This window comes from Micromonospora sp. WMMD1120 (assembly GCF_029626235.1).
In the GTDB taxonomy this organism is placed as follows: Bacteria; Actinomycetota; Actinomycetes; order Mycobacteriales; family Micromonosporaceae; genus Micromonospora.
Genome location: NZ_JARUBO010000005.1, coordinates 4,411,268 through 4,426,722, shown reverse-complemented (window position 1 = coordinate 4,426,722; position 15,455 = coordinate 4,411,268). Strand labels below are relative to the sequence as shown.

The 15,455-nt window shown below is 74.0% G+C and carries 13 protein-coding genes; 3 read left to right on the top strand and 10 right to left on the bottom strand.

All coding sequences use genetic code 11. The annotated features are described in order from the left end of the window. Positions 1-5: 5 nt before the first annotated feature. A complete protein-coding gene (locus O7634_RS20725) occupies positions 6-1,925 on the top strand; it encodes a helix-turn-helix domain-containing protein (RefSeq protein WP_278151773.1) in 1,920 nt (639 codons plus the stop codon). 276 nt (positions 1,926-2,201) lie between these two features. On the opposite strand, the gene O7634_RS20720 is transcribed toward O7634_RS20725, so the two are convergent. From O7634_RS20720 to O7634_RS20710, 3 genes are all read right to left on the bottom strand, one after another. After that, positions 2,202-2,810 carry a TetR/AcrR family transcriptional regulator gene (locus O7634_RS20720; RefSeq protein ID WP_278151772.1) on the bottom strand — a complete coding sequence of 203 codons (609 nt, stop codon included), beginning with the start codon at positions 2,808-2,810 and terminating at the stop codon, positions 2,202-2,204. A gap of 11 nt (positions 2,811-2,821) precedes the next feature. Further along, positions 2,822-4,390, bottom strand: a complete 1,569-nt coding sequence (locus O7634_RS20715) for an MFS transporter (protein WP_278151771.1) — start codon at positions 4,388-4,390, stop codon at positions 2,822-2,824. Between the two features lie 81 nt (positions 4,391-4,471). After that, a complete protein-coding gene (locus O7634_RS20710) occupies positions 4,472-5,131 on the bottom strand; it encodes a transcriptional regulator (RefSeq protein ID WP_278151770.1) in 660 nt (219 codons plus the stop codon). A 154-nt stretch (positions 5,132-5,285) separates the two neighbouring features. Between O7634_RS20710 and O7634_RS20705 the strand changes: the two genes are divergently transcribed. Next, positions 5,286-6,143 carry an SPFH domain-containing protein gene (locus tag O7634_RS20705; RefSeq protein WP_278151769.1) on the top strand — a complete coding sequence of 286 codons (858 nt, stop codon included), beginning with the start codon at positions 5,286-5,288 and terminating at the stop codon, positions 6,141-6,143. A 217-nt stretch (positions 6,144-6,360) separates the two neighbouring features. On the opposite strand, the gene O7634_RS20700 is transcribed toward O7634_RS20705, so the two are convergent. From O7634_RS20700 to O7634_RS20690, 3 genes are all read right to left on the bottom strand, one after another. Further along, positions 6,361-7,398 (bottom strand): zinc-binding dehydrogenase, encoded by a 1,038-nt coding sequence (locus tag O7634_RS20700; RefSeq protein WP_278154032.1) that lies wholly within the window; start codon positions 7,396-7,398, stop codon positions 6,361-6,363. Positions 7,399-7,496: 98 nt separating this feature from the next. Next, on the bottom strand, positions 7,497-8,951 hold the full coding sequence (locus tag O7634_RS20695; protein WP_278151768.1) for an aldehyde dehydrogenase family protein: 1,455 nt from the start codon (positions 8,949-8,951) through the stop codon (positions 7,497-7,499). Positions 8,952-9,002: 51 nt separating this feature from the next. Further along, entirely contained in the window at positions 9,003-9,659 is a 657-nt protein-coding gene (locus O7634_RS20690; RefSeq protein WP_278151767.1) for a TetR/AcrR family transcriptional regulator C-terminal domain-containing protein, read from the bottom strand. 95 nt (positions 9,660-9,754) lie between these two features. Here O7634_RS20690 and O7634_RS20685 point away from each other — a divergent pair, with 95 nt between their 5' ends. Next, positions 9,755-10,927 (top strand): acyl-CoA dehydrogenase family protein, encoded by a 1,173-nt coding sequence (locus tag O7634_RS20685; RefSeq protein WP_278151766.1) that lies wholly within the window; start codon positions 9,755-9,757, stop codon positions 10,925-10,927. A gap of 49 nt (positions 10,928-10,976) precedes the next feature. On the opposite strand, the gene O7634_RS20680 is transcribed toward O7634_RS20685, so the two are convergent. The 4 genes from O7634_RS20680 to O7634_RS20665 all read right to left on the bottom strand — a co-directional run bounded on the left by O7634_RS20680 (position 10,977) and on the right by O7634_RS20665 (position 15,455). Beyond that, positions 10,977-12,014, bottom strand: a complete 1,038-nt coding sequence (locus tag O7634_RS20680; RefSeq protein ID WP_278151765.1) for an aminotransferase class V-fold PLP-dependent enzyme — start codon at positions 12,012-12,014, stop codon at positions 10,977-10,979. Between the two features lie 61 nt (positions 12,015-12,075). After that, a complete protein-coding gene (locus O7634_RS20675; RefSeq protein ID WP_278151764.1) occupies positions 12,076-12,612 on the bottom strand; it encodes a SigE family RNA polymerase sigma factor in 537 nt (178 codons plus the stop codon). After that, positions 12,612-13,223 (bottom strand): permease-like cell division protein FtsX, encoded by a 612-nt coding sequence (locus tag O7634_RS20670; protein WP_278151763.1) that lies wholly within the window; start codon positions 13,221-13,223, stop codon positions 12,612-12,614. The genes O7634_RS20675 and O7634_RS20670 overlap by 1 nt, the downstream gene beginning before the upstream one ends. Positions 13,224-13,304: 81 nt before the next feature. Next, positions 13,305-15,455 (bottom strand): FUSC family protein, encoded by a 2,151-nt coding sequence (locus O7634_RS20665; protein ID WP_278151762.1) that lies wholly within the window; start codon positions 15,453-15,455, stop codon positions 13,305-13,307.

Genomic DNA, 15,455 nt, shown 5'->3' with positions numbered 1-15,455 from the left:
GCACAATGTCGACCATGTCATCGCCGGTGGAGTTCCTGGAGCTGCTCGCCCGTGAGGCCGCGGCGGTCGAGTTCGAGGGCCCGCTCGTGGCCGCGCGGGCCGCCGGGCTCCCACCGGACCGGCTGGCCGAGCTGGAGCAGGCCAGGTCCGTGGCGTTGCGGGTCCGCGCGCTGCTCGAGCGCCGCCGCCGGCGCGAGACCGAGCTGTCCGGCCTGTACGACACGGTGAGCGACCTGGCCGGGCTCCGCGACCTGGACGACGTGCTGCGGGCGATCGTGCACCGGGCCCGGCACCTGCTCGGCGCGGACGTGGCCTACATGACGCTCAACGACGACGAGCGCGGCGACACGTACATGCGGGTGACCGACGGGTCGGTGTCGGCCCGCTTCCAGCGGCTGCGCCTGCCGATGGGCGCCGGCCTCGGCGGCCTGGTGGCCCAGTCCGGCGCCCCGTACGTGACCGCCAACTACGGCGAGGACGCGCGGTTCCACCACACCGGCGAGATCGACGCCGGGGTCGGTGAGGAGGGTCTGGTGGCGATCCTCGGGGTGCCGCTGCGACTCGGCTCCACCTCCATCGGGGTGCTCTACGCGGCCAATCGTTCGGCCCGGCCGTTCGTCCGGGAGGAGGTGGCCCTGCTGGTGTCGCTCGCGGCGCACGCCGCGGTGGCTATCGACACCGCCCGGCTGTTGACCGAGACCCGCTCGGCGCTGGCGGAGCTGTCCGCGGCGAACACCACCATCCGGGCGCACAGCACCTCGGTGGAGCGCGCCGCGGCGGCGCACGACCGGATGACCGCGCTGGTGCTGCGTGGCGGCGGGGTGGAGGACGTGGCGGCGGCGGTGACCGAGGTGCTGGGCGGCGCGCTGCTGGCGCTCGACGCCGAGGGCCGGCTGCTGGCCCGGGTGGGCGAGATCGACGAGCCGGACCGGACGGACATCGTGGAGGCGGTGGCCGCGTCCCGGACCGAGGGGCGCAGCGTACGTCGGGGTCCGCTCTGGTACGCCGCGGTGGTGGCGGGCACGGAGAACCTGGGCGCCCTGGTGTTGCGCCCGGACGACGAGCTGGTCGACGCCGACCAGCGCATCCTGGAGCGGGCCGCGTTGGTGACCGCGCTGCTGCTGCTGTTCCGCCGCACCGTCGCCGAGGCGGAGGGTCGGGTCCGCGGCGAGCTGCTGGACGATCTGATCGCCCGTCCGCTGCGCGACACCGACGCGCTACGCAGCCGGGCGCGCCGGCTCGGCGTCGACCTGGACGCGCCGCACGTGCTGGTGGCGGTGGGCGACGACGCGATCGCCGCGACCGGCTCGGCCCGGCAGCGGGTGCTCTCCTGGGCCACCACGTACGCCTCGTCGCGTGGCGGGCTGGCCGCGGCGCGCGACGGTCGGGTGGTGCTGATGCTGCCGGGCACCGATGCCGGGGGCAGTGCCCGCGCGGTGGCCCGGGATCTGTCCCGGGCGACCGGCCGGCCGGTGACCGCCGGGGCGAGCGGCCCGTCGGCGACGCCGGCGACGCTGGCCAGGACCTTCCAGGAGGCGGACCGGTGCCTGACGGCGCTGGGCGCGCTGGGCCGCGCCGGTCAGGGCGCGAGCACGGGAGAGCTGGGCTTCGTCGGGCTGCTGCTGGGCACCGTCGGCGACCGGGGCGAGAAGGACGTCACCGACTTTCTGCGGACCACCGTCGGGCCGGTGGTCGACTACGACGCCCGGCGTGGCACGGCGCTGGTCAAGACGCTGGAGGCGTACTTCGGGGTGGGTGGCAGTCTCGCCCGCGCCGCGGAGCAGTTGCACGTGCACGTCAACACCGTCACCCAGCGCCTGGAACGGGTCGGGCAGCTGCTCGGCGCCGACTGGCAACGACCCGAGCGGGCCCTGGAGGTGCAGCTCGCGCTACGCCTGCACCGGCTGCGGACGCCGGCCGGCTGACCGCGCCCGACCAGGGGCACCCCCGGGGCCGGCGGGCCGCGCCCGACCAGGCCACCCAGGCCGGCGGGCCGCGCCCCACCACGCCGCCCCAGGCCGGCGGGCCGCGGCAGCGACCACGCCGCCCCAGGCCGGCGGGCCGCGGCAGCGACCACGCCGCCCCAGGCCGGCGGGCCGCGGCAGCGACCACGCCGCCCCAGGCCGGCGGGCCGCGGCAGCGACCACGCCGCCCCAGGCCGGCGGGCCGCGGCAGCGACCGTGCCGGCCCGGCGCGCCGGCTCAGCGGGCGCGGATGCCCTCCAGCACGGCGTCGACGACACGCTCGGGCAGGGTCCGCTCGTCCAGGTCCGGGTTCCACTGGAGCACCCGCTGGATCAGCATCGGCCCGGTGAGCAGCGCCATCGTCACCTCGACGTCGATGTCGGCCCGCAGCGCCCCCTCGGCGATGCCGCGCCGCAGCACCTCGCGCATCAGCTGCCGCCGGGGGGCGATGATGTTCTGGTAGAGCTGGAACTGGTCCGAGCTGCGGTTCACCGCCGGCACCAGGCAGGGCATGATCTTCGCGGCCCGGGGGTCATGGTTCTTGCCGATCGCGCCGACGAGCAACACCAGATCGTCGCGGACGGAGTGACCGGCCGGCTGCGCCAGAACGCCCTTGAGCCGCCGCAGCGCGTCCAGGAGCAACGCGTCCTTGCCGGCCCACCGGCGGTAGATGGTGGCCTTGCCGACACCGGCGCGGGCGGCGATCGCCTCGATCGAGAGCGCCTCGATGGTGCTGCCCTCGGCGAGCAGGTCGAGGGTGGCCTCGATGATGGCCTCATCGGCGCGGATGCTCCGCGGTCGACCGGGCGACCGCGGAGCATCAGCAGTGGACGTCATGTCCGACATTCTCCCCGAACCTATGCCGTGCCGGCCAACTCGGGCTCGGCCGCCGGAGCGGCCGGGCCGAGGTTCGTGGCCTCCCGGCCCGGCATCCAGCGCAGCACCACGATGATCCCGAGCGCGGCGATGATCCCGGAGAGCCCGGCCGCCCAGTGCATCGCGGTCACGAACGCGTCGTTGGCCGCCGAGATCAGCGTCGGCGCCGCCGGGCCGAGCTGGCCCGCCGCCGCGTACGCCCCGGAGATCGACTCGTTGGCGGCGTCCCGGGCCTGGTTGGGCAGGCCGGTCAACGCGTCGCTGATGTCGCTGCGGTAGACCGCGGAGAGCACCGAGCCCAGGACGGCCACGCCGAGCGCGCCGGCCACCTGGCGGATGGTGTTGCTGACCGCCGAACCCACGCCGGCCTTCTCCCGGGGCAGCGCCGACATGATCGACTCGGTGGCCGGCGGCATGATGTTGGCCATCCCGGCGCCCTGGATGAGGAAGACCAGCAGCACGATCCAGATCGGGGTGCTCGCGCCGATGAAGACGAAGGCGGCGAGCGACACCACTGTCAGCGCCAGCCCGACGGTAGCGACGGCCTTCCCGCCGTACCGGCGGACCATCGCGGCGCTGCGCGGCGCGAAGATGAGCTGGGCGCCGGCGAAGGGCAGGAAGAGCAGACCGGTCTGCAACGGGCTGTAGCCGCGCACCAGTTGCAGGTAGAACGAGCCGAAGAACATCGAGCCCATGGCGGCGAAGAACACCAGGCCGACGATGGCGACCGGCGCGGCGAAGCGGGGCACCCGGAACAGCCGGACGTCCAGCGACGGGTGGTCGCTGCGCCGCTCGTGCCGCACGAACCAGGCCAGCACCGCGAGGCCGACCAGAATCGAACCCCAGGCCACCGGACGGTCGAAGCCGTGCTCGCCGCCGTCGATGATGCCGTAGGAGAGGGCGACCAGGCCGACGACCGAGAGCACGACACCGAGCGCGTCGACGCGGCCGGGCCGCGGGTCACGCGACTCGGGGACCAGCAGCGCCACCAGGATCACGCCGGCGACGACCACCGGCACGTTGATCAGGAAGACCGAGCCCCACCAGAAGTGCTCCAGCAGCGCGCCGCCGAGGATCGGGCCGATCGCCACGGCGAGACCGACAGCGCCGGCCCAGACACCGATGGCCCGGCCGCGCTCCCGCGGGTCGAAGACGTTGGAGATGATCGACAGGGTGACCGGCATGATGGCCGCGCCGCCGACCCCCATCAGGGCGCGGGCCGCGATGAGTTGGCCGGGGCTCTGCGCGTACGCGGAGAGCAGCGACGCCAGGCCGAAGACCGCCAGGCCGATCATCAGGAAGCGCTTGCGGCCGGCCCGGTCGCCGAGCACGCCGAAGGTGAACAGCAGCCCGGCGAAGACGAGCGTGTAGGAGTTGATGGCCCACTCCAGCTCGCCCTGGCTCGCGCCGAGGCCGTGCACCGGGTCCGCCAGGGTGCGCAGTGCGACGTTGAGGATCGTGTTGTCGAGGACGACCACGAGGAGGCTGATCACCAGCACCCCCAGGATCGCCCACCTCCTCGGGTGTCCGGTGTTGTCGTGCAGCTCCATGCCGGTGTTCCCCCATGCTGTGACTGGCCGCGCAATACGATACGCATCAGACTCGTAACCGCGGTCAGCCTACGGGTCGCATTAACGATACGGCACCGATCCGTATCGAATGTGGCGGGAGTCACGTGTCGGCGCGGCGGTCAGGCAGGCGGTGACCGCCTCCGGCAGCGTGTCCAGCCGGGTCGTCGGTGGGGCGAGCGGGTCGACCCAGCCCGGCCCCGCGCCGTACACCCGAACCGCCGGGAAGTCCCGGGCGAAGCGCACCAGGCGGTGCGCGCGGGCGGTGACCGGCGTCTGTGCCCAGAGCACGACGGTGCGCGGCCGCGCCCGGCGCGCCGCGCTGGTCAGCGCGGACCAGGGCAGCGCGGGCCCGAGGTTCAGGCAGCCCCTGCCCTGACCGCGCAGCGCGGCGGCGAGCGCGAGCAGACCGAGGCCCGGCGCGTCCCGCTCGGCCCCGGCCAGCAGCAACCCGCCGGTCGGCAGCGACCGGCCCGGCTCCCGACGGTACGCGTCGAACCCGACCCGGACCCCCTCGACGAGGGCGTGCCCGGTCGCGGCACCCCCCGGCGGCCGCTCCAGCAGCGGACGGCAGACCTGCTCCCACAGCGCCGGCACACCCCACGTCTCGGCCAACTCCAGCAGCAGCGAGGCGACCGCGTTGGCGTCCAGGTCCTCGGCCGCCAGCGAGAGTTGCTTGTGCGCGATCTGCACGGCCTCGGCCGGCATCGGATCGGTAAGCACCAGACGCACCCCCAGGTAGACGTTCCCTACCCGAGGGTTCGCTCAAACGACGCGCGGTGGATGCGCCGGCGCGGTTGTCACCACCGCCCGCCGTCGAGTTGACCGGATCTCCTACGGTTGATGATCCACACAGCTCAGCGGAAGGCCCCACCCCATGCCCGTCGGCTTCACCATGGCGATCGTGTTCGCCGTCGCCCTGGCGATCAGCGCCGTCCTCGCCCTCGTCAGCCCCGCGCGGCCGGTGAAGCGGACGGCCGGTCTCGCGGCACTCGCCCTCCTCGTGCTCACCGTCCTGGTCGGCGTCGCCTCCAGCGCCCACTCGGTGCCCATCCGCTCGGTCGGCATCGTCACCAGCTTCGGCAAGCCCACCGGCAAGGTGACCGGCTCGGGCCTCAAGTGGGTGGCCCCGTGGCAGAAGGTCGGCGAGTGGGACGCCGGTCGACAGAAGTACGACCACATCGGCGGCGACAACTGCGTACGGGTGCGCACCGGCACGCTGGCCGACGCCTGCGTCGAGGTGCTCGTCGAGTGGCAGGTCCGACCGGAGAACGCGCCCAAGCAGTTCATGGACTACAAGGGTGACTTCGAGAGCTTCCGGGGCCAGCGGGTGGGCGTGCAGTTGGACAGCGCCGTCAACGACGCCTTCGCCGCGTACAACCCGCTGGAGAAGATCGACGCCCGGACCGGCGACCTCAACGTCGACCTGAAGCCGTTCGCGGCGAACATCAAGACCAGCGCGGAGTCCCGCCTCGCCGCCGACGTCGACATCCTCTCGGTGACCATCACCCGGGTGAACCACGACGACAAGACCGAGGGCAATATCAAGGCATTCCAGGACAAGCTGGCGCAGACCCGCAACCTTGAGCAGGACCGCAAGAACGCCGAGATCTCCAAGCAGATCACCGAGACCAACGCCAAGGTGGACAAGGTGACCCGCTGCCTGGAGATCGCCGAGAAGAACGGCGCGAACCCGGGACTCTGCATCAACCCGGGCATCGTCACCGGCAAGTAACCCGCCCCGGGCCCCACCGCCGCGAACCGCCCCGCGCCCCACGCCCCGCTCCCCGCGCCCCGCGATCTTGCACTTTCTGTCCGGACAAGAAGGGCACTCCCTCCCATACCGACATCCGAAAGTGCAAGATCGGCGAGGGAGAGAGGGCGCGAAATCGGCGCGAGAGAGAGGGCGAGGGCGCGGGACTAGGGGCGAGGGCCGCGCGGGCGGGGGGTGCTCAGTCCAGGGTGACCACCCAGCGGGCGCCCTCGCCTCGCGCGAGGCGGTCGAAGGCCACGGGCGCCTCCTCCAGCGGGATCGTGCCGCTGACCAGAAGCCGCAGATCCAGCGCACCGTCGGCGAGTTCGGCAGCCAGCGCCGGCACCTCCCGGTCGGGGTCGGACGAGCCGTACACCGAGGAGCGCAGCGTACGGGCGGAGTGGAAGATGTCCAGCGCGCCGAGGCTGAGCATGTCGTCCTTGCCGCCCATGCCGACCACCGTCACCGCTCCCCCGCGCCGGGTGAGCCGCCAGGCGGCGCGGATGGTGGCGGCGCGACCGACGCACTCGAAGGCGTGGTCGACGCCGCGGCTCTCGGTGCGCGCCCGTACCTCCTTGGAGAGCCGGTCGTCGGCGAGCAGGAAGTCGGTCGCACCGGCGGCGAGGGCCAGGTCGCGCTTGGCCTCGGCGACGTCGACGGCCAGGATCGTGGTGGCGCCGGCCCGACGGGCGGCGGTGAGCACGGCGAGGCCGACCCCACCGAGCCCGACGACGGCGACGGACTCGCCGGGCGCCACCCGGGCGGTGTTGCGGACCGCGCCGATGCCGGTGAGCACGGCGCAGCCGAGCAGCGCCGCCTGGTCCACGGGCAGCCCGACGGGGATCGGGATGACGGCGCGCCGCGGCACCACCACGGCCTCGGCGAGCGCGCCCAGGCCGAGGGTCACGTGCAGCGGTACGCCGTCCTCGGTCTCGCCGCGCGGCACCGTCGGGGCGGTGGTGGCGGCGCAGAGCCACGGCTCGCCGCGTCGGCACCACCAGCAGGCCCGGCAGGCGGGCGCCCAGTTGAGCACCACCGGGGTGCCGACGGCGAGGTCCACGCCCGGCCCGGCCTCGGCCACCAGCCCGGTCGCCTCGTGCCCGAGCACCAGCGGGAACCGCGCGGCGAGGGTGCCGTTGGCCATCGACAGATCCGAGTGGCAGACCCCGGCGGCGCTGATCGTCACCCGCACCTCGCCGGGGCCGGGAGCGGGCAGGCGTACCCGCTCGATTCGCAGCGCGGCGTCGGACGCGCGCGCGACGAGCGCGCGGACGGTGACCGGCTCGGACACCGACCGCGCGCCACCCGCCGCCGCGGACACCGGCTCCGGGCCGGTCACCGCTGGATCGCCTTCAGCTCGCAGAACTCGGCCAGACCGTGCACGCCCAACTCCCGGCCCAGGCCGGACTGTTTGTAGCCGCCGAACGGGGCGAGCGGGTTGAACGGCGCGCCGTTGATGTCCACGGCGCCGGTACGCAGCCGCCGGGCGACGGCGAGGGCGGCGTCGGTGTCGGCGGACCAGACCGCGCCGGCCAGCCCGTACCGGGAGTTGTTGGCGATAGTTACCGCCTCGTCGGTGTCGGTGAACGGGATGACGGCGAGCACCGGCCCGAAGACCTCCTCCTGCGCGAGGGCGCTGTCCGGGTGCACGTCGGCGAAGACGGTCGGGGCGACGAAGTGGCCGGTGGCGGGCACCGGGGCGTCCGGACCGCCGGTGAGCAGCCGGGCGCCGTCGGCGAGAGCACGGTCGATGTGCCCGCGGACCCGCTCGGCCTGGGCGGCGGAGACCAGTGGGCCGAGCCGGGTGGCCGTGTCGAACGGGTCGCCGAGCCGGTAACCCGCCACTGCCGCGGCGACCAGGTCGAGGGCCTCGGCGTAGCGGTCACGGTGCACCAGCATCCTGGTCCACGCCGTGCAGGTCTGGCCGGAGTTGAGCAGCGCGTTGCCGACCCCCACCTTGACCGCGGTGGACAGGTCGGCGTCGGGAAGGATCACGTTCGCCGACTTGCCGCCCAACTCCAGGGCGACCCGGGCGATCCGGTCGGCGGCGAGGCGCATGATCCGGGCGCCGGTGGCGGTGGATCCGGTGAACGACACCACGTCGACGTCGGGGTGCCCGGCGAGGGCCTCGCCGACCACCGGTCCGGTGCCGGTGACCAGGTTGAGCACCCCCGGCGGCAGCCCGGCCTCGGCGACCGCGTCGAAGAGCAGGTACGCGGTCAGCGGGGTCAGCTCGCTGGGCTTGAGCACCACGGTGCAGCCGGCGGCCAGCGCCGGGGCCAGCTTCGCCAGCACCTGGTGCAGCGGGTAGTTCCACGGGGTGATCGCGCCGACCACACCGACCGGCTCGCGGACCACGAGCGAGTTGCCGATGGTCTCCTCCACCGGCGGGCGGGCGGCCAGCGCGACGTGGTCACGCAGCACCGTCAGCGGCAACCCGACCTGCACCCGGGTGGCGAGCTTCAGCGGCGCGCCCATCTCGACGGCGATGGTGCGCGCGAGGTCGTCGGCTCGGCTGGCGAGCGCGGTGTGCAGGCGGTCCAGGTGCGCGGACCGCTCGGCGGGTGTGGCGGCCGACCAGGCGGGGAACGCGGCGCGGGCGGCGGCCACCGCCCGGTCCACGTCCGCCGGGGTGCCGGCCGGCACGTGCCCGACCAGCTCGCCCGTGCTCGGGTTCTCCACGTCGATCAGGTCGTCGGCGGCGGGAGACGTCCACCCGCCGCCGACGTGCAGGTGGCGCCGGAGGCGCAGGGCGTCGGGCAGCTGCGACGGCGGGGCGGCGAGGTCCATGTCGTCCCTTCGGGGGTGGGGGCGAGGAAACTAGCACTGGGAGTTTGGACGCTACCCCGTGGGCCGGGCGGACTCCACAGCGTCGACGCTGCGGGCGTACTCGGCGGCCAGGCCGTGCAGCAGCGCGTCCAGTCCGAGGGCGAAGGCGCCCTCGTCGACGCTCTGCTGGTGTTCGGCGAGCCGGTGCGCCTGCCGCAGGTGCGGGTAGTGTGCGGCGTACAGCTCGGGGTCCTCGACGAAGCCACGGGCGAACGAGCCGAGCGCCGACCCGGCGACGAAGTAGCGCAGCGCCGCGCCGATGTGGGTGGCGCGCGCGGGCGGCCAGCCGGCGCGGACCAGCCCGCCGTAGACCGCGTCGGCCATGGCCAGCGCCGCCGGTCGCCGACCGGGCCCCTGCGCCAGGTACGGCACGATGTTCGGGTGCGCGGTGAGCGCCCGCCGGTACGACCAGGCCCAGTCCCGCAGGGCGGTCACCCAGTCCCGGCTGGCGAAGCCGCTGGTGTCGACGGCGCCGGTGACCGAGTCGGCGACCGCGTCCAGGATCTCGTCCTTGGTGGCGAAGTGGTTGTAGAGCGACGGCCCGCGCACGCCCAGCTCGGCGGCGAGCCGGCGGGTGGAGAACGCCGGCAGCCCCTCGGCGTCGATGAGCGCGGTGGCCGTCTCGACGATGAGCTGCCGGGTGAGCCGGGGCTGACTGGGTCGGGGCACTGCGCTCCTCGCGGTCTCGGCGCTCGGGTCTGGACGAAGCAAAACTTGCAGCGCTAGTTTAAAGGTGTCCGGCAGCCCGACGCAGGAGGACCACAGTGGACTTTTCCCTTACCGACGAGGAGCGGGCGGTACGGGACACCGTCCGGTCGTTCATCCAGCGCGAGGTGCTGCCGCTGGAGGCGGAGGTGCTACGCCGGGTACGGGCACACCAGCCGGGCCTGGACCACTCCGAGGTGCGCGAACTCCAGCTCAAGGCGCGCAAGTTCGGTTTCTGGGGCCTGGCCACCCCGGAAGAGTACGGCGGGATGAACCTGCCGGCGGTGCTCCAGTCGCTGATCTGGACCGAGCTGGGCCGCACGTTCGTGCCGTTTCGCTTCGGCGGCGAGGCGGACAACATCCTGTTCCACGCCACCGAGGAGCAGAAGCGGGAGTTCCTCGTACCGACGATCGAGGGCGAGCGGCGCTCCTGTTTCGCGATCACCGAGCCCGGCGCCGGCTCGGACGCCGCGAACATCCGGCTCTCCGCCCGCCGCGACGGCGACGACTGGATCCTCGACGGCGAGAAGACCTTCATCACCGGCGGGCACGACGCCGACTTCGCCATCGTGGTCGCGGTGACCGACCGGGAGAAGGGCGCCCGCAACGGTGGGGCCACCGCGTTCCTGGTGGACCGCTCGATGGGTTGGCGCTCGGAGTTCATCCAGACGATGGGCGAGGGCGGGCCGGCCTCGCTCATCTTCGACGGCGTCCGCGTGCCGCACCGCAACATCCTCGGCGAGATCGGGCAGGGCTTCACCCTCGGCATGGAGTGGATCGGCAAGGGCCGCTACACCATCCCGTCGCACGCCATCGGCATCGCCGAGCGGGCCCTCCAGATGGCCATCGACCACGCCAACACCCGGGAGACCTTCGGTACGAAGATCGGCGCCAACCAGGCCATCCAGTGGATGATCGCCGACTCGGAGACCGAGTTGGAGGCGGCCCGCTGGCTGGTGCTCCGCTCGGCCTGGACCGTCGATCAGGGCCTCGACCCCCGGCACGCCTCCTCGATGGGCAAGCTCTACGGCGCCGGCATGGTCAACCGGGTCGTCGACCGGGTGCTCCAGATCCACGGCGGCATGGGCTACACCCGGGAGCTGCCCATCGAGCGCTGGTACCGGCAGGTCCGGCTGTACCGCATCTTCGAGGGCACCGACGAGATGCAGCGCCTGATCATCTCGCGGGACCTGCTGCGCGGCTACACGAAGATCGGCGGCCACCTGGCCTGAAACGCGAGCCGGTGACGGCCGGCCGTGGCGGGCCGTCACCGGCGGCGGGTCAGTCGGTCAGCGCCGCCAGGGCCGCGTCCACGTCGGCCTCCGTGGAGTAGACGTGGAAGGAGGCGCGGACCCGTCCGGCGCGCACCGCCGCCCGGATGCCGGCCGCCGCCAGGCGACGCTCGGCGTCCGGCACGTCCACGGCGACGATGGCGCTCTCCCCCGGCGGCCGGCCCAGCCCGCGCAGGAACCGGTTGGCCAGCGCCACGTCGTGCGCCCGGATCGCCGGCACGCCGATCTCGGCGACCAACTCCAGGGCCGGGGCCGCGCCCACCCAGCTGAACCAGGCCGGCGAGATGTCGAACCGGCGGGCGTCGTCGGCCAGCCGCAGCGGCGGGCCGTAGTAGGAGGCGTGCGGGTCGCGGCCCGCGTACCAGCCGGCGGCGTCGGGGCGCAGCCGCTCCCGCAGCGCCGGCGCCAGGTAGGTGAACGCGGTTCCGCGCGGGTTCATCAGCCACTTGTAGCCGCCCACCGTCACCACGTCGGCCCGGCTGCCGTCGAACGGCAGCCACCCGCACGCCTGGGTCGCGTCCACCACCACCAGCGCGTCGTACGCGCGGGCGGCCGCCACGATCTCGTCGTACCTGGCGACCGCGCCGTCGGCCGACTGCACCAGGCTGAACGCGACCACGTCGGTGTCCGCGTCGATGGCGTCGACGAGCGACTCCAACGACACGGTGCGGACCGTGACGCCGCGCTCCTCCTGCACCAGCCACGGAAACAGGTTGGAGGTGAACTCGACGTCCGGGGCCACCACCGTCGCCCCGCTGGGCAGCGCCGCCGCCACCGGCGCGAGCATCTGCGAGACGGACGCGCCGACCGCCACGTCGCCCTCCGGCACACCGATCAGCCGAGCGAACGCCGTACGGGAACGCTGCACCGAGTCGCCCCAGCCCTCCCACGAGGTGCTGCCCACCCGCCACTGACCCAGCGCCTCCTGCAACGCCGTCCACGCCGGCTCCGGCGGCAACCCGTACGAGGCGGTGTTCAACCAGCCGGGCTCGGGCTTCCACAACTGCTGCGCCTGCTCGATCTCCATGACCTCGACGGTAGGTCGGCCGACGGGCGACGGGCACTGCCAATCGGCGATCGGCGGCCTGTCAGATCCGGACGAAGTCCCGGCCGAGCAGCGCCCGCAGCTTCGTCAACGCGCGGGCGTTGCGCATCTTCACCACCGACACCGAGACACCGAGGGCGCTGGCCACCGTCTCGACGCTCTGGTCCTCCCAGTGCCGCAGCACCACGATGGCCTGGTCCCGCAGCGGCAGGGTGGCCAGCGCCTGGAGCAGGGCGACGTGCAGCTCGGTGGTGTCGTCGGAGCGGTGCTGCGCCGCCTCCGGCAGCTCGGCGAGCACCACCTCGGCGGCGCTGCGCCGCCTGTTCTGGTCGAAGACCACGTTCATCAGGACGCGACAGCTGTACGCCTGCGGGTTCGTGGTGTGCCGGATCCGGCCCCAGCTCGCGTACATCCGCGCGAAGGTGGTCTGGGTGAGGTCCTGGGCCAGGTGCCAGTCCCGGCACAGCAGGTACGCGGTGCGGCGCAGTCCCGGCGCGGTGGCCTCGACGAACGCGGTGAACTCCGCCTGCCGGGCCGCGTGCTCCCGCCGCCGGGCCGCGCCCCAACGCACCGATGCCATCAGTCGACCACCGAGGCGTTCGTGCCGGCCGGGCAGTCGATGCCGTACATCTGGTCGACCCCGGGCAGGGGTTCGACCCGGCCGGCCAGCTCCGCGTACTCCGACCGTCCGGTCAGCGTGACCCGGAACGACTCCGGCATCTGCTCGGCCCGGACGGCGGCGACGAGATCCGGGGCGTCCCGGTACATCGTCCGGAACCGGGCCAGGGCCTCCTCCCGGCTCTCGTACACCACTGTCGCGACCGCCGGATCGGCCTCCAACGCGTGGTCCAGGGCGGTGCGCTGCTGGTCGCTGATCTCGCGGGTCAGGAAGACCGACGCGTGCGTGGCGATCTCCCGGGCGGGGAACTCGCACGCCCGGTTCACGAGCATGCCGAAGGCCGCCGGCACCTCGGTCGGCGGCGGCACGTCGTGACGCTGCGGTGTCGCCACGTTCAGCGCCCCCGCCGCCGCGATGGCGGCCACCGCCGCCGCGCCCGCCGCCACGAACCGCTGTCGCCGTCGACGTAGCCCGGTGCCGGCGGCCATCGCCTCGCCGGCCAGGTCGACGGCGGGCGGCTCGGGCTCGTCGGCCATAGCGCGGTCGAAGAGCACCCGCAGGTTCTGGTCCATGTCTGTTTTTCCTCCCGGGTCCGGTGGACTCTCACCTGTGCTGACTGGTTGGCGCACCGGATCGGTCACATCGGACGGGAATCAGGTGTGTGTCCGGGCGAGAGCGGCGGCCAGGCCGGCGAGCCACCGGTCGACCTCCACCAGGTGCCGCACCGCGCGGGGGTCGGCCCCGCCCAGCAGCGGGCGGATCCGGTCCACCTCCTCCACGCACGTGGTCGGGGCCGGGAACGGCCCGGCGGCGCGGTCGTGGGCCACCGCGTCGGCCAGGTCGTCGTACGCCGAACGCAGCCGCCCGGCGGTGTCCCGCAGCAGCGCCGCCGCCTCCGGCCAGCCGGCGAGGCAGCCGGGCGGGTTACGGCGCAGCAGCGACTCGGCTCCCGCCACCACGTGGTGCCCGGCGCTCAGCACGGCATCCCAGTCGACCTGCTGCCGGCGCGGGTCGTGCCGCTCCGAGTGGTACTGACAGTACGAGGAGTCGATGAGAACCATTCGACGCCGGACCCGAGCGAGGGCCCGCTGCGGTGCTGGCGCGTCACCGAGCACCGCTTGGACGGTCCGCTCGACCGCGTCCGCGTTGGCCGCCAGATAGCGGGGCGCGTTGTGCCGCAGGTCGTGGCCCGCGCCCCTCGGCCAGATCGCCACTCCGGCGAGCACGCCGATCACCGCGCCGAACAGCACGTCCACCAGGCGGGCCTCGGCGAGCCGCCACCCCTCGGGGTTGAGCTGGGCGAAGACGACGGTCAGCAGCACCGTGAACAACGCCTGCTGCCACACCGGGCCGAGCAGGCGTCCGACGCCGAAGGCCAGCATCAGGGTCACCGGCAGGACGACCGCGTACACGACCGGCTGGTCGACGGCGAGCATCACCACGCCGCTGACGATCGCGCCCGCGACGGTGCCCAGCACCGCCGGTCGCAGCGCGGTCCGGGTGTCGGCCGCCGAGGTGCGCAGGACGGTGAGGGTGGCCAGCAGCACCCAGAAGCCGTGGGTCAGCTGCAGCACCCCGGCGGCGACCCGGGCGACGGCGAGCGCCACGGCCAGCCGTAACGAGCTGTGCAGATGGGCCGAGCGGGGTGCCACGTGGGCCCGGTACTGCCGCCAGTACAGCGTCCACGGTCGGTGCCGCGCGTACTCGAACAGGCCGCCGCCGGCGTCCGTGCCGTCCGGGCGCGCCCCGGTGGCCACCCGGGCGGCCACCGCGAAGATCCGCACCTGGTCGGCGAGGGCCAGCGCCGTCGCGTCCCGGCAGAACCGGGCTACGTCCGGCGGGTCCCTGGGGTCGCCCGCCACTACCCGGTACGACGCCTCGGCCCGCCGAATCGCGGCGTCCAGGGCGCCGAGGTCGGCCGGCGGCGTACCGGCCGACAGGCTGTGCCCGGCGGCGCGGGTCGTCTCGGCGCCGAGGCGGAGCAGCCGCGCCGCCGCCGGGTCCGGGAGTGGTCGCGGCGGCAGGTCCGCCGCCAACCGGTCGGCCTCGGCCAGCGCCTGGTGTAGCGCGGCGGCGCAGATCCGCAACGACCGGTCCCGGGCGCCCGCCGCGGTCGGCGACCACCCCGACGGGGTACGGGTCAGATCCAGCGCCGCGACCAGGTCGTACGCCCGCTGACGCCGCGGACCGCGACCACCCGGAGCGGTGTGCGGGTCGGTCAGCGCGGCGGCGGCGTCGTGCAGGTACGCCCCGACGCCGTCCGACGCCTCGGCCAGCCGCCGCCGGTACGACACCGGAACCGGATCGGGCCACAGAACCACCTCGGCGACGGCGACCAGCGCGATGGCGAGGGTGACGCCGCCCAGCCGTTGGGGCAGGCTGCCCGGCTGGTACGGCGGGAAGGACGCCAGGATGTAGAAGAGCTGGAAGGCGCTCGCCAAGCCCACCAGCCGCGGGTTGCCCACCCCGGCGAACGCCACGACGAAGCCGATGACGAGCATCCCACCGGCGGCGGCCCAGGTGCTCCACGCCAGCAATGCGCCAGCGGCGATCAGCGCCCAGACCGCCGGCAGCGCCAGGACGAGGATTCGCGCCCGCTGCGGCGCGGGACCGGGCAGCTGGGCGAACGCCCCGGCGGCGATCGTGCCGAACAGGCCGTACGTGGCGAGCGTGGTGCTTCCCAGGCCGTAACGGCCGACGTAGAAGACGACGGAGGCGACGAAGGTCAGCCGGGCGGCGCGGCGCAGGATCGCGTACTCCGGGTCACGCTGGCGCAGCCGGCCCAGGGCGCTGGTTCCGCGCAC